16 protein-coding genes are annotated in these 17801 nt (G+C 45.3%); 14 read left to right on the forward strand and 2 right to left on the reverse strand.

Annotation, left to right across the window (positions count from 1 at the left end; all coding sequences use genetic code 11):
- Positions 1–13: 13 nt before the first annotated feature.
- The 5 genes from MOX91_RS03905 to MOX91_RS03925 all read left to right on the forward strand — a co-directional run bounded on the left by MOX91_RS03905 (position 14) and on the right by MOX91_RS03925 (position 6294).
- Positions 14–1171, forward strand: coding sequence for a tetratricopeptide repeat protein (locus MOX91_RS03905; protein ID WP_370396770.1), 1158 nt, complete (start codon positions 14–16; stop codon positions 1169–1171).
- Between the two features lie 296 nt (positions 1172–1467).
- Positions 1468–2442, forward strand: a complete 975-nt coding sequence (locus MOX91_RS03910) for a hypothetical protein (RefSeq protein ID WP_370396771.1) — start codon at positions 1468–1470, stop codon at positions 2440–2442.
- The gene (locus MOX91_RS03915) at positions 2439–2939 is read left to right on the forward strand and encodes a hypothetical protein (RefSeq protein WP_370396772.1); all 501 of its coding nucleotides are present in this window, start codon (positions 2439–2441) and stop codon (positions 2937–2939) included. Before MOX91_RS03910 ends, MOX91_RS03915 begins: the two co-directional genes overlap by 4 nt.
- Positions 2940–3113: 174 nt before the next feature.
- Positions 3114–4595, forward strand: a complete 1482-nt coding sequence (locus MOX91_RS03920; RefSeq protein ID WP_370396773.1) for a hypothetical protein — start codon at positions 3114–3116, stop codon at positions 4593–4595.
- A gap of 169 nt (positions 4596–4764) precedes the next feature.
- Positions 4765–6294, forward strand: coding sequence for a hypothetical protein (locus MOX91_RS03925; RefSeq protein WP_370396774.1), 1530 nt, complete (start codon positions 4765–4767; stop codon positions 6292–6294).
- A 221-nt stretch (positions 6295–6515) separates the two neighbouring features.
- Here MOX91_RS03925 and metF read toward each other — a convergent pair whose 3' ends face one another.
- A complete protein-coding gene (gene metF / locus MOX91_RS03930) occupies positions 6516–7370 on the reverse strand; it encodes a methylenetetrahydrofolate reductase [NAD(P)H] (protein ID WP_370396775.1) in 855 nt (284 codons plus the stop codon).
- A gap of 152 nt (positions 7371–7522) precedes the next feature.
- Between metF and MOX91_RS03935 the strand changes: the two genes are divergently transcribed.
- From MOX91_RS03935 to MOX91_RS03975, 9 genes are all read left to right on the forward strand, one after another.
- Positions 7523–8710, forward strand: a complete 1188-nt coding sequence (locus MOX91_RS03935; RefSeq protein ID WP_370396776.1) for a Gfo/Idh/MocA family protein — start codon at positions 7523–7525, stop codon at positions 8708–8710.
- Between the two features lie 129 nt (positions 8711–8839).
- On the forward strand, positions 8840–9280 hold the full coding sequence (gene secG, locus MOX91_RS03940; RefSeq protein ID WP_370396777.1) for a preprotein translocase subunit SecG: 441 nt from the start codon (positions 8840–8842) through the stop codon (positions 9278–9280).
- 103 nt (positions 9281–9383) lie between these two features.
- Positions 9384–10229, forward strand: coding sequence for an outer membrane lipoprotein-sorting protein (locus MOX91_RS03945; protein ID WP_370396778.1), 846 nt, complete (start codon positions 9384–9386; stop codon positions 10227–10229).
- Between the two features lie 3 nt (positions 10230–10232).
- Positions 10233–11354 (forward strand): aminopeptidase, encoded by a 1122-nt coding sequence (locus tag MOX91_RS03950; RefSeq protein ID WP_370396779.1) that lies wholly within the window; start codon positions 10233–10235, stop codon positions 11352–11354.
- Between the two features lie 59 nt (positions 11355–11413).
- Positions 11414–12907, forward strand: a complete 1494-nt coding sequence (gene lysS / locus MOX91_RS03955; RefSeq protein ID WP_370396780.1) for a lysine--tRNA ligase — start codon at positions 11414–11416, stop codon at positions 12905–12907.
- 72 nt (positions 12908–12979) lie between these two features.
- Positions 12980–14215 carry an ABC transporter permease gene (locus MOX91_RS03960; protein ID WP_370396781.1) on the forward strand — a complete coding sequence of 412 codons (1236 nt, stop codon included), beginning with the start codon at positions 12980–12982 and terminating at the stop codon, positions 14213–14215.
- Positions 14208–14891: an ABC transporter ATP-binding protein gene (locus MOX91_RS03965; protein ID WP_370396782.1), complete on the forward strand. Its 684-nt coding sequence runs from the start codon at positions 14208–14210 to the stop codon at positions 14889–14891. Before MOX91_RS03960 ends, MOX91_RS03965 begins: the two co-directional genes overlap by 8 nt.
- A gap of 3 nt (positions 14892–14894) precedes the next feature.
- The gene (gene ruvC / locus MOX91_RS03970; protein WP_370396783.1) at positions 14895–15515 is read left to right on the forward strand and encodes a crossover junction endodeoxyribonuclease RuvC; all 621 of its coding nucleotides are present in this window, start codon (positions 14895–14897) and stop codon (positions 15513–15515) included.
- Positions 15512–16369, forward strand: coding sequence for a nucleotidyltransferase family protein (locus MOX91_RS03975; protein WP_370396784.1), 858 nt, complete (start codon positions 15512–15514; stop codon positions 16367–16369). The genes ruvC and MOX91_RS03975 overlap by 4 nt, the downstream gene beginning before the upstream one ends.
- 63 nt (positions 16370–16432) lie before the next feature.
- On the opposite strand, the gene MOX91_RS03980 is transcribed toward MOX91_RS03975, so the two are convergent.
- Positions 16433–17785 carry a cytochrome c peroxidase gene (locus tag MOX91_RS03980; protein WP_370396785.1) on the reverse strand — a complete coding sequence of 451 codons (1353 nt, stop codon included), beginning with the start codon at positions 17783–17785 and terminating at the stop codon, positions 16433–16435.
- Positions 17786–17801: the final 16 nt, after the last annotated feature.

The raw sequence follows: 17801 nt of genomic DNA on the forward strand, positions 1-17801 counted from the left end.
CCCCTTTAAAATTATGAATATAAAGAAATCGACAATTTTGGCGGCAACATTGCTTCTTGTGTCAGGCGTGGTTTTCGCGCAGAAGGACGACGGCGATAGAAGCAGAATTTCGGAATACGAAAAAAACAACTTGCCCATAGTGTTCGTTGAAGACCAAAAAAACAAGAGCGCGAAAACTTCAAACATGAATTTTGAAGAGCTTGTAATGGTTGACGGCGCAATCAATTTCAAACTGTCTTTCACTGACGGCACACCGGGTTCTGTTTTTGTGCCGATAAACAAAGAAGGCGTGAAGTTCAAGTACCGCGTAACTGACGACTTGAAGCGTTTGCGTTCCGCGTATATGCGCGGCAAGTGGGAAGAAGCGGTATCTGCGGGCAGAAGCGTTGTTTATCCTGCCGTTGTAATTATGGATGTTCCCGAAAAAATAACGAATGTCCATGAAAACCTGCCAATCTTCGTGGAATCTCTGCTCAGGGCAAACAGGTACATTGAGGCAAAGAGCCTAATGGAATCCTTGCCGCTTTCAAAATCCACATACAATGTCGGTCTTGCCGCGGTTGAATATGTAAACTTGATGATAGACGCAAAGCGTTATGAAGAGGCAAACAGCGTGCTTGAACGCTTGAATTTCGGCGGCGCAAACATTGACAATATTGACAGCATCATGGATATTGCCCATAAATTCCGCAAAATCGGAAGAATTGGCGACGCTGTCAGATGGTACACCAAGCTTCAGTCAACTCCCGGCAATAAAAACAAAAACGAGGCAACAATGTGGATGGCGTATTGCGACCTTTTGAACAACAGCGACATTACCGCCCGTTTGTTTGTTGACAACTTGAAGAATATGCCGAAAACCGAAAGGGCTTACTCTTTGAAATGCCTTGTTGACGGAATGCTCCTTGAAAAGGCGAAAAAGGCGGACGACGCGGTTGATTCCTATGCGGAAGGCATTGTTTATGGGGATATTACTTATGACTGGATGCCGATTATTCTTTATAAAATCGCGAAGCTTTACAAGGCAAATGAAAACTTTACGGCATCGAATGAAATTTTCGAGCAGATTGCCTTGCTTTATTCCGACACTGAATATGCAAAACTTGCAAAAGATGAAATTGTTGAAATAAAAACTCCCGAAGGAGAAGGTGAAGAGGAAGAAGAGGAATAAGTTTGTTTGGTTTTGAAAAATGCGCGCGGTAAAGGCGCGCATTTTTTTTTAGAATGCAGTTTTTATGATTTTATAGAATTGATTTGCGCAGGCGTTGAAAGTTTCAAAGAAACTGCATTTTTTTTGTCGAAGTATTAAAATCTGAAAATCTCGAAATTTAAAAATAAAATTTTTGATTTTTCAATTTGTCCAAAACATATCGATTAAAAACACTTGATAACGGGGGAAACAAAAACATAATAAGTTTATCGCGTTTTGGACATGGTTTTATGTGAAATCACGATGGGGCAATATATATGAAAATAAGGCATTTTAAACCGAAGCACCAAAAGAATTCGCTATTTTTGAAAGTGATGATAGCGGTAGGCGCGCTAATGACAGCGGCGTTGATATTGGCTGGGGGTATAATGGTTACGCAGGCGATATTGCCGAACGAGACGGAGTTTGAAGCTGCGCCGCCCGCCCAGCAAAATCAGGTGGAGCCTGAGAAGCAGAAGCGCAAGGTAATAACAAAGAACGTTCAAAAAAGGAGCGCGTCTTTGGTAAAGCGCATAAATATAGTGCAGCCGCAACAGATAAACACACCGCAGGTTGAGATAAGCCTTCCGAGCGGCATGGGCGGAGACGGCACCGATGGGATTGGTATATCCGATTTTTCTGGCATGACGAATTTATCGGCTATGAAAATAGACTTGCCCGAAATGGACATCTTCGGCTCAAAGGCAAAATCCGACAGAATTTTTATCGCCTTTGATGCCTCTCCTTATATGATGAACGACGATATGGGGGGGCTTGAATCTTACAACATTGTTCGCGATGAGATTAAGAAGCTTGTTTCAATGCTTCCCGCAACTTGTGTTTTCAACATAATGGCGTTTGACCTTCACGTAAAAGAAGTCAGAGACATGTGCAATTCAAATCTCGTTCCCGCAACTGCCGTCAATAAGGACAGGTTTGTGAAATGGATTGATGCCATAAATAAAGACGTAAATAAAATCGGGCTTGGGTACGGCGACCGTCAGTACGACTTGAAATATCCAATACCTCCCTTTGCCGACGCCAAAGTTATGTCATACCACTATGACAGCGCGCAATATTTCGACGTTGTTTGCAGATATAAAATTTATCAGACTGCAATCGAGCAGGGCGCGGGCGCAATTTGGATTTTGACCATGCGCTGGCCCGAACCTAACGACTATTTTCTCCCGAAAACTCCTGATGAGCAAAAAAGTTCAATGCCCAGTGGGAAAAAAATTGCAAGGATTTTGTGAAAAAGGGCGGAATAATTGCCTATGATGCCGACAAAGACGCTTGGAACAAATGGATTAAATCAACCGAGCCTGCCCGAATGAAGGCAAAAGAGTGGCTCGACAAGGAGAACGAACGCCGCAGGAGCAAAGGCATTCCGCAAAGAGTTATTACCGACATGCTGGTTTTGGCAAACGAGTTGAAGCTTAAATATCCGCCAAAGCCGACATTTAGAAACGATTTGCGCCCGCATGTCGATTTCAAGAGATACACGCAGTCTTCGCTATTTGCTTCGTATGCGCAGATTTTTAAGAAAGTCTATGATGAGCGCGGCTTGAAGCGTCCGATTTTGAACATTATTTTGCTTTCTGGCAGAAAAACCAAAATCGACAATAAAAAGCTTAATAAAATACGCTCATGGGCAAAGCTTAACAACAACGGTTCTGTACGCATTTTAAGGGCGGGCAAACCCGTTTCCGAGTACGAAAATTTCAAGGAAGACAAAGAAGAAAAGAAATAAATTTTTACCAATTCCAAGATTAAAAGAGTATTTTTTTAAACTTGGTTTCAAAATTTGCTTGAAAATCGATTTTTTTTGTTTTTATCCTTGATAATTACAGTAAATAATAGCATAGTTAATTTGCTATGTTTTTCTTGCATATGCAATGTATAGGATTATGAGGGTAATTTGTAGATGAAAATAAGGCATTTTAAACCGAAGCACCAAAAGAATTCGCTATTTTTGAAAGTGATGATAGCGGTAGGCGCGCTAATGACAGCGGCATTGATATTGGCTGGGGGTATAATGGTTACGCAGGCGATATTGCCGAACGAGACTGAGTTTGAAGCTGCGCCGCCCGCCCAGCAAAATCAGGTGGAGCCTGAGAAGCAGAAGCGCAAGGTAATAACAAAGAACGTTCAAAAAAGGAGCGCGTCTTTGGTAAAGCGCATAAATATAGTGCAGCCACAACAGATAAACACACCGCAGGTTGAGATAAGCCTTCCGAGTGGCATGGGCGGAGACGGCACCAATGGGATTGGTATATCTGATTTTTCTGGCATGACGAATTTATCGGCGATGAAAATAGACTTGCCCGAAATGGACATCTTCGGCGCAAAGGCTAAATCTGACAGAGTTTTTATCGCCTTTGATGCCTCTCCTTATATGATGAACGACGACATGGGGGGGCTTGAATCTTACAACATTGTTCGCGATGAGATAAAAAAGCTCATCAAGATGTTGCCTGCCGCCTGCGTCTTTAATGTAATGGCGTTTGACGTTTACCACAAAGAGGCTCGCGATGTTTGCTTTAGAAACCTTGTGCCTGCAACGGCAGCAAACAAGGCGACTTTCGACAGATGGATTAGCGTAATCAACAAGGATACCAAAAGGGTAGGTTTGCATGATTATCGTGACAGGCAGTATGAAATGAAGTATCCATCACCTCCAAGTTCACTATTCCAAAAAACCGAAACAGGTGAAAATTTTTGGTTTAGATGGGACGGCGCATATAAGTCGGAAGTTTACGACAGGTATAGAATTTATCAGACGGCAATCGAGCAGGGCGCAGGCGCAATTTGGATTTTGACTGCCAAGTGGCCTGCTCCCAATGAATATATGATGCCCGTTTCGCAGGACCTGATGCGATATCAATTCAAAGAGCAGGAAAAAAACATCAAGAAAGCAAAGCAAGAAGGCAAGCATGTCGCAACCAAAGAAGATTGGGATAACTGGCATAAGGCTAATCAAGAATTTATAAATAAAGCAAAGGCATGGGTCGATGCTGAAAATGCACGCCGTAAAAGCAAGGGGATTCCGCTGAAAGTCGTGCTTGATTTCAGATCGTTTGCAGAACACGAATTGAAGCTAAAAGTACCGAAACTTAATGGCACTCCCGCTGATCAATTTGCGCCCGATATACGCCCCAAGATTAAGCGTTATAACAATTTATCTCTTCTTGCCGCATACGAGCCCATTTTTAAAAAAGTTTACGATGAGCGCGGATTGAATCGTCCTACGGTGAATATCATTATTCTTTTGAATAGGAAAGAAGAATGGAACAACAAGAAAAATGCTGTTCCGAAATCGTGGGCGTTTAGAAACGGCAAGGGGACTGTGCGTATTTTGCGTGGAGGAAAGCCTGTTTCGGAATACGAACAACCTGAAAAGAAGTAGCGTTGAATTTAAATTTAAGAAGCGGAGTTTTGAAAAAAATTCCGCTTTTTTTGCGCATTGTTCGATTTTATAAGCGTCATAAGCGGAATGAAAAGTATTGACGCAAGCCAAATTATGATTAACGTATTTATTTTATCATCTATCTATTTAACTGTCTCCATTTCTCAATATGAAAATAAGGCATTTTAAACCGAAGCATCAAAAGAACTCGCTGTTTTTAAAAGTTTTGATAGCGGTTGGCGCGTTAATGACGGCTGCTTTGATACTTGCAGGCGGCATAATGGTTACGCAGGCGATATTGCCGAGCGAAACGGAATTTGAATCTGTTCCGCCACAACAAAACACGGTAGAGCCCGAGAAGCAGAAGCGCAAGGTAATCACAAAGAATGTCCAAAAGCGTAATTCTTCACTCGTAAAGCGCATAAATATTGTTCAGCCTCAGCAGATAAATACCCCGCAGATTGAAATAAGCCTTCCGAGCGGCATGGGTGGCGACGGCACGGACGGGTTTTCTTCCATAGACATGTCGGGAATGGCAAACTTGGGCAAAGTTAAAATCGATTTGCCTGAATTTGACATCTTCGGCGTAAAAGGCTCTTCCGACCGCGTTCTTATATGTTTTGACGTTTGCGATAAAACAATGACAGAAGAAATGGGTGCACTTCCCGCTTTCAACGTCGTAAAAAATGAAATCGCAACACTCGTAAGAGGTTTGCCGGCAACATGTCTTTTCAACGTAATGGCTTTTGATATGAACAGAGGGCAAAAGCAGGGCAATCTCGGCAACGGTATCGAAGGCGGAAATGTAAACTGTATTGAAGTTTACAGGCAAAATCTCGTCCCTGCAAACTCATCAAATAAAAGTGCGTTTGAATCTTGGATAAAGCAGTTTAACACAAGTGCAGACCCCAAAGATATGGGTATTCGCGATGCAAATTATGACTTGCGTTTCCCTTATGTTCCATTTAACGAAGGCTTCGCATACAGTAGTGTTGAAAAGAAAAACCATGTTTGGCAACGGCATGGCGTTGTGTATTGGTACATGGCGTATCAGGCGGCAATCGAACAGGGTGCGGGCGTAATTTACTTTTTGACGACCCACTGGCCTCGTGCGGACGAATTTTGGGTAAAAATGACTCCTGCTGAACGCAAAAAGTATGTTGAGCAGACAAAAAAGAATGCCGAAAAATATGAAAAGAGTGGTGGCAAGATTTTTACTCCTGATGAAAAAAACAAATTCTTTGCGATTGCAAGAGAAGTTGCCCGCAAGATGATTGAAGAGGAAAATGCGGCGCGTGCAAAAAAAGGTATTCCGCCAATGGTTGTTCGCGACTCTTGGGGCTATGCCGCGCAAAAGGGTATTCCAGAGGCAAAAACGGCGATGTCCAAAAAAACTTGGGACGACTTTCCGTCTGAGTTCAAATTCAAGCACCACACAAATTCAAGCATTATGGCTCATTACGAGCCGATATTCAAAAAGGTTTACGATGAGCGCGGTTTGAAGCGTCCGGTCTTTAATATGATTATCATGTTGCCCAAAAAGGGCGACCCTGAATGGCAGAAGAAGTATTTTAAAAATGCGAGCGCATGGGCGCGCCAGAACAACAAGGGTGTTGTCCGAATTTTAAGAGGAGCAAAGCCGATTTCCGAATACGAAGATTCCGGCAAGAAAAAGGAAAGCAAGACTGAAAAGAAATAAAGTAGATAATTTGACTAAAACCCCGAAATTCGGGTAAAAAAAGGAGATTGCGCCGATACTTGGCAAATCTCTTCTTTTTGTGCAATAAAATTGATGCTTAAAGAGCATAAAAAGATGGCGTCAAAATCATATTGCGCCATCTTGGTATTTTGGAAAATTTTTCACACCGCTTTGATATGTCGTTTATTGATAGTACGGATTTTTGCGCTTTTTCGGAAAGCTTACTTTTTGGCAAAGAGAAAATCCATAAGCTCTATCGCGGATTTTGGGCGGTTTAGAATGTAAAGATGAATGCCCTCAACTTCCCGTTCCAGAAGTTCGGCAATCTGTTTTTTTGCCCATTCCAGACCGATTTTTGCTTCTTCCTCTTCGTTGGAATTTGCGCTTTTAAGCATTTCTTCAAGTTTAGCGGGGAGTTTTGAGCCGCACATCGAGCAGAAATTTGAGGCTTGTTTGAGCGATAGTGCGGGCATAATTCCCGCGTGTATGGGTTTTTCTATCCCTGTTTTTCTGCATTTGTTTACGAAGTCAAAAAATGAGGAATTGTCGAAGAAAAGCTGGGTTATCACCATGTCGGCACCCAAATCCACTTTGTGCTTTAAGTTTTGCAAATCGGACTCCGCAGACGTCGCTTCGGGATGCTTTTCGGGATAGCCCGCGCATGCGATTTTCATTTCGGGGAATTCAGACTTTATCAGATGGATAAGCTCGCTTGCGTATGCCAGCCCGTTTGGATGGGGCTTGAAATTCGGCTCGTTGCGCGGAGGATCTCCGCGAAGAGCCATCACGCGGTTAAATCCTTTTTGGCGGTATCCTGAAATTATGCCGCGCAGTTCGTCAACGCTGTGCCCGACGCAGGTAAGATGCGGCATTACGTCAAAATTAAAAATCTCGCGGAGCAGTTCTCCGTATTCTATCGTGCGCTCGCGCGACGAGCCTCCCGCGCCGTAGGTAATTGAAACAAAATCGAGCGGGAAATTTTTTATCGCGTTTGCCGTTCTTAAAATCTGCCTTGCGCCTTCTTCCGTCTTTGGCGGAAAAAATTCCGCCGTAATTTCAATTTTTCTTTTTTGCATTGTTTGAAATCTACATATTAAATTTGTTTTGTCAACCAGTCAGCGCGGATAAATGTACCATACTGTATGATTTTTTTCTTGATGGGGCATGGATTTTCTGTTTTCATTTTTAACAACTTTACAAAGTTTATCAAAATTCGAGAAAGGTAAAAATGTCAAAAAGAGTATTAAAAATAGGTATGGTAGGCGGCGGCAAGGGCGCATTTATTGCACAACCGCATCAAAAGGCGATATTTTCTGACGGCACAAGGCGCGTAGTTGCGGGCGCATTGTTCCCCGATCCCAAAATCGCAATGGAGGAAGCGGCCAACTGGCCTTATCCAATCAAGGGCTATGAGTCTTACGACGCTATGATTGCAGACCAGAAAAATCTTCCCGAAGACGAAAGGCTTGACTACGTTTTAATCGTGACCCCGAACTGGGTTCACTTCGACCCCGCAATCAAGGCTATTGAAGCGGGCATTCCCGTAATGTGCGAAAAGCCTTTGTGCATTTCAATGGAACAGGCGGACAAGATTGTCGAAGCCGTCGAAAGAAAGAAAGTACCGTTTGCAGTCGCCCACACTTATTTGGGGCATTGGACAACCCGCTTTACGCGTTTCATAGTCCAAAGCGGTCTGCTTGGCGAAGTCCAGTGGGTTGACGCCTCCTATATTCAGGGCTGGCTCGGACCTTTAATGCTCGGCGGGGCAAGCTCCATGCCGATGTGGCGCACAAACCCGCAAATGGCGGGCAAGAGCGGCTGCGGCGGCGACATCGCAACGCACGCCTTGATGCATTTGAGATTTACAACGGGCTTGGACGTAACGGACGTCAGCGCGCATCTTGAAAAGTTCATTCCTGGCAACGCTCTCGACGACCATTTCACTGCTTACTGCAAGCTTTCAAACGGCGGCAAGGCGATGGTGAGGGCTTCACAAATCTCGCACGGTCACAAGAACGACTTGGGCATTGAAATCGTCGGCACAAAGGCTTCTTTGGAATGGAAGCAGGAAAATTCCGAATGCGTCACAATCCATGTTCCCGGACAGCCCGACAGAGTTTACTGGCGCAGGGAAGTCCAGCCGAACGACGGCTTCTTGGGCGATGTTCCCGCAGACTTGCTCGCGGAACCGCAAATTCCGTCGGGACACTGCGAAGGCTTCCACGACGCCTATGCGCGCTTGCACCGTTTCTTTGAAGCCGACGTGCGCGCTTACTGGGAAGGCAAGCCGTTTAACTGCGACGGTTCCAAGTATGCCAACGTCTATGACGGCAGAATGGGCATGGCGTTCATCGACGCAAGCGTCGCTTCTTCCGAAAAAGACGGCGCGTGGGTCAAGGTTGACATCAAAAAGTAGAAGTTTTAAGCTTTCAAGCCGCTCTCTTGCAGGGCGGCTTTTTTTTGCGCAAATGCAAAAAAGTATTGAATTTGAAAAAAAATATTCCAATATAGATTTTTTAAAAATTTTAGATAAAGGAATATTGAAATGTTATCTTTGTTAATAGGCATTTTTACTTTGATTTTAATCTTAATCTGCGTCCTGTTGGTTTTGGTTATCTTGATGCAGCGCCCGAGCGCGGACGCGGGCATGGGTGCAAGCCTTGCGGGCGGCGCGGCTGAAAGCGCGTTTGGCGGAGAAACGGGCAATGTCTTGACAAGGGTGTGCGTAAAATGCATCGTAGTGTTTTTTGTGCTTACATTCTCTTTGTTCTTGGCGAACATCTATTTGAAATCCACTGAAAAGGCGTCGGAAGAAGTTTCTGCCCCGACGATGGCAAAAGAGCTTGAACAGCTTGCAAATTCTTCTGAAAAAGCAGGGGAAGCCGTTAAGAAAGAAGCGGCTGACGCGGTGCAGAAGGTAAACGAAACGGCGGACAAGCCCGAAGCTAAATCGGACGCGAAAGTTCCCGCGCCGCAAGCAAAGTAATTTTTCATTTATTTTTAATTTGGGGCGCGGTAAAAATCGCGCCTTTTTTGCAATGTTTTATCTTGGCAATTTTTTTTAATCTTGATTTTATGAAGATTGCTTTATGAAGAAATTTTTAAAAATATTTTTGTCGGCTGTTTTGGTTTTGTCTTTCGCTCTTCCCCTTTTTGCGCAGAGGGCGAGGCGCGTTGACACTTCCGTGCGCCCGCTTTCCGCCGATGACGCCCAAGAAAGGTGGGAGAAGTTTTTGGCAAGCCGCCCCGTGAAAGATTACTGCTTTAAATTCGACATGGCGCATTTGCCAAGAAAGAGCGAAGCAGTGGAGTATTTCGGTTATGTCTGGGGCAGGCACATATCAGGCGGCACTTATTCTATGCGTCTTAAAATTTCCCAAAAGTCCGATGCGGGCAAATCGGCGGAATTTCTGTTTGTCTCGAAAAACGGTGTTTGCAGAATGTTTAAAAAAACGGGCGGCAAGGTTGAGGAAATCCCGCAGTCGGACTGGTTTAAGCCGATTTTAGACGGTTTGGTTTACACGCCGTTTGATTTCGCCGCTCCCTATAAAAAGTGGAAAAGCAATTATGCAGGTCCGGGGAGAGTGGGCAGGGCGGTGCATTTTTTTGACATGCGCCCCGACGCCGAATTTGCAGAAAAAAATCCGAACTTAAAAAAAGTCAGGATTGCCCTAAGCAGGGAATTTAACGCTCCTTTTTACACGGAATATTACGGGGAAGGGGAGACGCCCGAACGCGCGCTTATGCTTGATTCTATCAAGAAAATCGGCGATGTTTGGTTTATGAAGGAAATCGAAATGCAGGATAAAAAAAATCGCGACAAGGACAAAATGAAAATTGTTGCGATAAAGTTTTTTGACAGCCTTTCCCCTGAAATTTTCAACGTTGAAAACTTTGGAAAAGAAATAGAAAATCCAATTTTGGAAGAAATATAGTTTATGGCAAAAGATTTAAGATACAATAAACTGGCAAAGCTCCTTTGCTCTTATTCTGTAAAAGTCGCGCAGGGCGAAAACGTGATGCTCGACATGTTCGACGTTCCCGAAGAAATGGTTGAAGCGTTGGTTGAGAGCGTTTCAGAGCGCGGCGGAAACCCATTCGTAAAGCTGCATTCGGCTCGAATTTCTCGCAAGCTGAATTTGTTTCATAACGATTCGAGCTTAAAGACGGCTTCTGAACTTGCGCTTTCTGAAATCCAAAAAATGCAGGCGTACATTGCCATTCGCGGCGCAAACAACATATTTGAAAACGGAGACGTCCCGCAGGAGCAAATTTCAAAAATATCCACCGCAATGCGTTCTGCGCTCAACTGGCGTGTCGATAAAACAAAATGGTGCGTTTTGCGTTGGCCGACTCCTTCAATGGCGCAGCTTGCGGGAATGAGTACGGAAGCTTTTGAAGACTTCTATTTCGATGTCTGCACATTCGACTATTCCAAATTTTCAGACGGCATGGAAGCCTTGAAAAACCTTATGATGCGCACCGACAAAGTCCGCATTTTGGGAAACGGAAGCGATTTAACATTTTCGATAAAGTCAATGCCCGCAATCCCGTGCGCGGGGGAAATGAATATTCCCGACGGCGAAGTTTTCACTGCTCCCGTGAAAGACAGCGTAGAAGGCGTTTTGCATTACACCGCGCCCACGGTTTACAACGGGCTTTCGTTCGACGGCATTACTTTGGAATTTTCAAAGGGAAAAATCGTTAAGGCGGACGCTTCCATGAATGCCTCCGCGTTGCGCGAAATTCTTGCAAGCGACGAGGGCGCAAGCTATGTAGGCGAATTTGCCCTCGGAGTAAATCCCCTCATTACCCGCCCGATGCGCGACATCTTGTTCGACGAAAAAATCGCGGGCTCTTTCCATTTCACTCCCGGTCAGGCTTATGAGGACGCCGATAACGGTAACCGCTCCAAAATCCACTGGGATATGGTCTGCATTCAGACAAAGGAATATGGCGGCGGAGAGATTTATTTTGACGATGTTTTAATCCGCAAAGACGGCGAGTTTGTTTTGGACGAATTAAAACAGCTGAATCCCGAAAATCTGCTCGCAAAATAAATCAAAAAATGGTTGCGCAACCTCTTTAAAACATTAGCATTTTTTTTAATTTTTTTATTATGGAAGACTCTAACGCAAATTTACCTGAAATAAACCACGCCAACACCCACGACTTGTTTGCCGTGAGAAAGGCGAAATTAGACGCTCTCCGCGCGGCGGGCAGCGACCCTTTCAGCCAGAATTGGAAGCCCGACTGCACGAGCGAAGCCGCAAAAAAGCTTTTTGAAACCGAAGGCGAGGGCAAAGAGGTGAGCGTTGCGGGCAGAATTTTGGTTTTCCGTGTGATGGGCAAGGCAAGCTTTGTCAAAATTCAGGACCGCGATGGCATTATCCAGCTTTACTTCTCGCGCGATGACCTTCCCGAGGGTTTGTACAACTCCCACTTTAAAAAGATGCTCGATGTCGGCGACATCATCGGCGCAAAGGGCAAATTGTTCCTGACCAAGGCGGGGGAAATCACGATAAGGGTAAGCGAATATGCCCTCGTAAGCAAAGGTATGCGCGCTCTTCCCGAAAAGTGGCACGGGCTTACTGATAGCGAGCAGATTTACCGCCAGCGTTATTTGGATTTGATTGTAAATCCCGATTCGCGCAAGAGGTTTAAAATGCGCAGCCGCATAATTTCCGAAATCAGAAAATTTTTGACAAGCCGCGACTTTTTGGAAGTTGAAACGCCGACTTTGCAGGGCGTTGCAGGCGGCGCGGCGGCAAAGCCTTTCATCACCCATTTCAACGCGCTTGACTGCGACTTTTTCATGCGCATTTCGCCTGAGCTTTTCTTAAAGAGAATGCTTGTGGGAGGTTTCGACAGGGTGTTTGAAATCGGCAAGAATTTCCGCAACGAAGGCATCGACCGCAAGCATAATCCCGAATTTACAATGCTTGAAGTTTACGAAGCTTACAGCGACTACAAGGGCATGATGAAGCTCGTTTACGAGCTTGTGCAGCACCTTTGCAAAACGGTTGTCGGCTCAACAACAATCACGCGCTTTGACGGTGTAAAAATCGAGCTTGGCGGCGAATGGAGAACTGTTGACTACAAGGATTTGATTATCGAAAAAACGGGCGACAAGGATTGGTTTAAACGCTCTAAGTCCGAAAAAATGGACGCCTGCCGCAAACTCGGCTTGAATGTCGAAGAAACTTGGGAAGACTACGAAGTAACTCAGGAAGTTTACAGCAAGCTGATTGAGCCGTTCTTAATCCAGCCGACCTTTGTGACACACATTGCAAAAGAGCTTTGCCCGCTTGCAAAAATCAACAAGGAAGACCCTGATGTAATCGACGTTTTCGAGCTTTGCATAAACGGGCAGGAAATTGCGCCTGCTTACTCCGAACAAAACGACCCGTTCATCCAGCGCGACATGTTTGAAGCGCAGGTTGGCGAAGAAATCCAGAAGCTCGACAACAATTTCCTTGAAGCTCTCGAATACGGAATGCCTCCCGCGGGCGGCATGGGAATTGGCATTGACCGCTTGATTATTTTGCTTACGGGAGCCGCGAATATCAGGGACGTAATTCTATTTCCATCCCTGCGCCCCGAAGTTCAGTAATTTTTAAAACGCGCAAAGCTCCGCATTTGCGGAGTTTTGTTTTTATTAAAACTGCAATCTGAAATTAAAAAAATGAAGTGGTGGCTTTACATAGCGGTAAAACAGCTTTTCCCGACGGGCAGGAAAATATCGTTTTTCACCCTCGTTTCCATATTGGGGGTTGCTTTGGGCGTGCTTGCTCTTTTTGGTACTCAGAGCGTTATGAATGGCTTTCACAATGAAATAGGCGTAAAGCTTGTCGATACGGGAGGTCAGATAACATTGGAGGCGGGCGGAAGAGTTATTGCCGGCAAGAATGCGGAAAAGCTTTTTGAAAATCTCAAAAACAATCCCGAAGTCGAGAAGGTTGAAAAAGTCGCGAGGGGTTCTGTCATGATGATAAACGGCAACACTCCCGCTTATCCGGTTTTGCGAAGCTACGATTCCATCGACAACAACTGCGCATTGCCCATAAAGGAAAAAAACTTCGTAAGCTGGGGCGATATTGACGAGCTTGACGACGACAGCGTCATTTTGGGCGTCGGTGTGGCAAACAGGATAGGGGCGTCAAAGGGCGACGTGGTTGAAGTTTACGCGCCGACGATGCTTGAAAGGCTTTCCCAAAATGAAGTTCCCATGCCCGTAAAGCTTGAAGTTGTAGGTTTTTTGTCCACGGGCTTTTCCGATGTCGATAAAAATGTGGCGTTGGTTTCTTTGCGGAGAATGCAGGATTTGTACAGTCTTGGAAGCGGCTTCCATAGCTATGTTTTAAAGCTTAAAGACGGAGTCGATGAAACTGCTTTTGCAAAACAGATGAATGCCGACGTCTTGAACGGGGATGTGCGTGCGTACACTTGGCTTACTGGCAACGAAGCCTTTTTGAGGGTGATTGCGACTGAAAAAGTCATGATGTCTGTAATAATAATGCTAATCATAATTGTTGCGTCTTTTTCGATTTGCTCTTCTCTTTACACCACGGTTTTAAGAAAAACCAAGGAAATCGGGCTTTCGGTCGCCATGGGAGCAAGACCTTACCAAATCGCGCTTTGCTATTGCTTTCAAGGTTTTATAATCGGGTTTTTAGGCGCGGTTGCGGGGCTTTTGCTGACATTTCTTTTGCTCGAAAACAGAACCGCGATTGTTGAATTTATCGTGGGCAGGGAAACGCTCGAGCAGTTTTACCATTTTTCAAGCCTGCCTGTATTGTACGACTTAAATGACGCGTTCAGGGCATGCTTGTTTGCTGTAGTTTTATGCACGCTTGCAGGTTTTTTGCCTGCGCTCAGGGCGTCGAGATTAAAGGCTTCGGAGGCTATGCGCAATGAGTAGCGAAATCTTGAAAATAGAAAACTTAAAAAAGAGTTTCAAGTCTCCGAACGGCTCTGTAATCGAGGTCTTAAAAGGGGCGGATTTGTCGCTTTTTAAGGGTGAAAGCGCGAGTTTGCGCGGCGAAAGCGGCGCGGGCAAAACGACCTTTTTAAACATCGCCGCATGCCTTGAAACACCGTCGAGCGGTGGTGTTTATTGGGACGGATTGAAGGTTGACGGGCTTTCAAACTCTAAACAGGCGAAGCTTCGTTCGGGCTATATGGGGTTTGTCTTCCAGTCTTACTGCCTGATTCCCGAACTTAACGCGCTTGAAAATGTGTTGTTTGCCGCGCGTATTGCGGATAGTTTCAACAAGAAAACAATTTCGCGCGCAAAGGAAATTTTGGAAAAAGTCGGGCTTTCCGACAGAATGGGGCATATGCCGCACCAAATGTCGGGCGGGGAGAGGCAAAGAGTGGCAATCGCGCGGGCGATTTTAAACCGCCCGAAAGTGATTTTTGCCGACGAGCCGACCGGAAATCTCGATGAAAACACGGGGCTTGAAGTCATGGATATGCTCCTTGACTTATGCGAAGTTGAAGGCGCCGCGCTTCTTTTGATTACCCATAATCCCGATTTCGCGCGCAGGACTTCTCGCAACTTGGTTTTGAGGTCGGGCAAGATTTTTGAAGAATAAATTATGGCGAAAAGTTCAAGATTTCTGTGGGCTGAAAAATTGGCAAAGGCGGAGTGCATAAATCCGCGCACGGGGGTCGTTTCGCTAAAAAAAGATGCTCCTAAACTTTTGTCCGTTTCAAGGGCAATAACAAAGGTTGCTTTTACGGGGACGGTAATGGGTATAGACCCGAGTTTGCGCGGCACGGGGCTTGCTGTCGTCAGGGTAAGGCAGGGCGGAAAGCCCGAATTTTTGGCTTCTCAAAGGGTGACGAACAATCCGAAAATGAGCCAGGCTGAATGTCTTGGCGCGATTTTTAGAGCTGTTGACAGGCTTGCCTGCAAGTTTGAGGTCGATTGCGCGGCGGTCGAGCAGAGCATTTATGTGCAGAACAACCAAACGGCTTTGATTTTGGGCTCTGCAAGAGGTGCCGCAATCGCGGCGGCCGCGAATTTTGAAATGCCTGTTTTCGAGTATCCGCCGCTGCGCATAAAGCAGGCGGTTGTCGGCTTTGGAAGGGCGAGCAAGGAGCAGGTTTCAAAAACCGTCGCAGGAATTTTAAAAATAGAGCCGCTCGGCTTTGACGAATCAGACGCCGCCGCCGCCGCTCTTGCGCACATATTTACATACAAGGATTATTTATGAAAAAGGCTCTCGTTGTAATGGCTGCGGGAATGGGCAGCCGTTTTGGAGGTTTGAAGCAGCTGAAGAAATTCGGCAAAGACCAAAAAACTCTGCTCGATTTTGCGGTTGAAGACGCAATTTCGGCGGGATTTTCAGAAGTGTGTTTTGTAATTCGCAAAGACATTGAAGATGCTTTCAAGTCGGAGGTGTCTAAAAAATACGAAGGCAAAATAGAAGTTTTACACGCGTTTCAGTCTTTGGAAAATTTGCCGTCGGGCTATGTTGTTCCCGAAGGCAGGACAAAACCGTGGGGAACGGGGCAGGCGGTTTTGTCATGCAAAGGCATTGTTAAAACGCCGTTTCTTGCAATCAATTCAGACGACTATTACGGAAGAGGTGTCTATGAAATCATGGGCAGGTTTTTAGATGAAAAAAAATCGAACACTTTTGCCCTTGCTGGTTATAGGCTCGGTAATACTTTGTCTGAAAACGGCGGAGTTTCGCGCGGAATTTGCAGGGTTGACGAAAGCGGATTTTTGGTTGACGTCGAGGAGCATTCGGGGCTTTCGGATTGTGGCGGAGGATTTGTAAAAGACGAATTTGGCGAAAGATTTTCGTTTGATACTTTGGTTTCAATGAATTTTTGGGCTTTCGGCACTTCTATTTTTGATATTTTGGAAAGCGGCTTTGAAGAGTTTTTGCGCGAAAATTCCGCAAACTTAAAATCGGAATTTTACCTTCCGTTTGCGGTGGACAATGCGGTTAAATGTGGCAAGGTCAAAGTCAGGGTTATTCCCAATTCCGAGAAATGGCAAGGCGTTACATACCGCGAGGATATTGAGGCGGTTGAAAAATTTTTAATCGAAAACCGCTGAAAAGAAAAAACCGCATAAAAAATATGCGGTTTTTTTGCGCGTTAAAATTGCTTCAATTCGTTTTTATTTCAACGGTTTCCCGTCAAATTCTCCCGTGAGGGCTTCGAGGAATGAAACAATTTTTTTGATGTCGTCTTTTGAAAGGCTTACGCCCGATTGGTATTTCAGCATGTGCGATGCCGCTTCTTCCAAAGTTTTTACCGTGCCGTCATGGAAATACGGATAGGTAAGGGCTACATTTCTCAAAGTCGGAGTTTTAAACCTGCCCATGTTTTTATCGTCCTTTTGGAAATTGTAAAGCCCGTTGTCGTTGTCATTTACTTCACCCCTGTCGGCAAAGTAATCTTTCAAAAGCCCCATGTGCTCGAAGGTAAGACCTCCCAAATTGTGCCCTGCGTGGCAGGTCGCGCACTTAGCCTTTTTGAAAAGCTCGTAGCCTTCGATTTGCTCTTTTGTCATCGCGGATTTGTCGCCTTTCAAATATTTATCAAACGGCGCATTCGGAGTTACGAGGGTTCGCTCAAATTCGGCAATGGCATCGCACACTGTTTTTTGGGTTATTCCTTCGGGATATACTTTCAGGAATCGTTCCTTAAACTGTTGGTCTGCATCTAACTTTTTGCAAATTTCGTCCCAAGAATCCGAAGCCATTTCGACGGGGTTTGTCGGAGGGCCGCCCGCCTGCTCTTCCAAATTCGCGGCTCTGCCGTCCCAGAATTGGCGGTGGTGGAATGTGGAATTAAACACCGTCGGGGCGTTTACTCCGCCAAGCTTGCCGTCAACGCCTTTTGAATATCTCAGCCTGTCAACCCCGCCCAATGAAAGGTTGTGGCACGTGGCGCATGATACGGTGTTGTCTTTTGAAAGGCGGGTATCGTTATAAAGCTCTTTCCCGAGCGCGACTTTTGCAGGATTTGTTTTGGGCGCGGGATTTAGCGGGCGCACGGGCTCGTTTTCAAATTCTTTTGCAACGCCACTATTTTGGGAGAGCTTTTGGCGTTCTATTTTTACCCAGTCCAAAATGGCGTTTCTTTCTTCCTTGTTTAAATGGCTTTTCCAGTGGAAGAGGGAATATTGCAAAGGAGGCATCGTGCCAAATTCCGCGGAGTAGGCGATTTTCGACAAATCGACTTCGCCGACACTTTTGCCTTCCTTTAAGTTTTTTACGACTTGGCTCAAATCAATCGAGCGCGTAGCATACAAAATATCCTGCTCTACAAGTGCGCCCGCGATAGGAAGCTTTGCGTAAAACGGTTTTTTTGCGTTGAAATCGTGGCAGCTCAGGCATGCGTTGTTTTCAATTACATATAAGGCTTTTTCATGCGGAGTGCCGCTTGGGACTTTTCCCGAATTTCTGACAAGAAAAAATGCCGATGCCAGCACTGCCAAAATTACGATAGCGATTTTTATTTTCATACATAAAATCCATAAT

It is taken from the genome of Intestinicryptomonas porci (genome assembly GCF_033971905.1).
Taxonomy (GTDB): domain Bacteria; phylum Verrucomicrobiota; class Verrucomicrobiia; order Opitutales; family Intestinicryptomonadaceae; genus Intestinicryptomonas; species Intestinicryptomonas porci.

What these genes read in the sequence shown, in the direction of transcription:
- MOX91_RS03905 (WP_370396770.1), top strand. Translation starts at nt 14, where the DNA reads ATGAATATAAAGAAATCGACAATTTTGGCGGCAACATTGCTTCTTGTG.
- MOX91_RS03910 (WP_370396771.1), top strand. Translation starts at nt 1,468, where the DNA reads ATGAAAATAAGGCATTTTAAACCGAAGCACCAAAAGAATTCGCTATTT.
- MOX91_RS03920 (WP_370396773.1), top strand. Translation starts at nt 3,114, where the DNA reads ATGAAAATAAGGCATTTTAAACCGAAGCACCAAAAGAATTCGCTATTT.
- MOX91_RS03925 (WP_370396774.1), top strand. Translation starts at nt 4,765, where the DNA reads ATGAAAATAAGGCATTTTAAACCGAAGCATCAAAAGAACTCGCTGTTT.
- metF (WP_370396775.1), bottom strand. Translation starts at nt 7,370, where the DNA reads ATGCAAAAAAGAAAAATTGAAATTACGGCGGAATTTTTTCCGCCAAAG.
- MOX91_RS03935 (WP_370396776.1), top strand. Translation starts at nt 7,523, where the DNA reads ATGTCAAAAAGAGTATTAAAAATAGGTATGGTAGGCGGCGGCAAGGGC.
- secG (WP_370396777.1), top strand. Translation starts at nt 8,840, where the DNA reads ATGTTATCTTTGTTAATAGGCATTTTTACTTTGATTTTAATCTTAATC.
- MOX91_RS03945 (WP_370396778.1), top strand. Translation starts at nt 9,384, where the DNA reads ATGAAGAAATTTTTAAAAATATTTTTGTCGGCTGTTTTGGTTTTGTCT.
- MOX91_RS03950 (WP_370396779.1), top strand. Translation starts at nt 10,233, where the DNA reads ATGGCAAAAGATTTAAGATACAATAAACTGGCAAAGCTCCTTTGCTCT.
- lysS (WP_370396780.1), top strand. Translation starts at nt 11,414, where the DNA reads ATGGAAGACTCTAACGCAAATTTACCTGAAATAAACCACGCCAACACC.
- MOX91_RS03960 (WP_370396781.1), top strand. Translation starts at nt 12,980, where the DNA reads ATGAAGTGGTGGCTTTACATAGCGGTAAAACAGCTTTTCCCGACGGGC.
- MOX91_RS03965 (WP_370396782.1), top strand. Translation starts at nt 14,208, where the DNA reads ATGAGTAGCGAAATCTTGAAAATAGAAAACTTAAAAAAGAGTTTCAAG.
- ruvC (WP_370396783.1), top strand. Translation starts at nt 14,895, where the DNA reads ATGGCGAAAAGTTCAAGATTTCTGTGGGCTGAAAAATTGGCAAAGGCG.
- MOX91_RS03975 (WP_370396784.1), top strand. Translation starts at nt 15,512, where the DNA reads ATGAAAAAGGCTCTCGTTGTAATGGCTGCGGGAATGGGCAGCCGTTTT.
- MOX91_RS03980 (WP_370396785.1), bottom strand. Translation starts at nt 17,785, where the DNA reads ATGAAAATAAAAATCGCTATCGTAATTTTGGCAGTGCTGGCATCGGCA.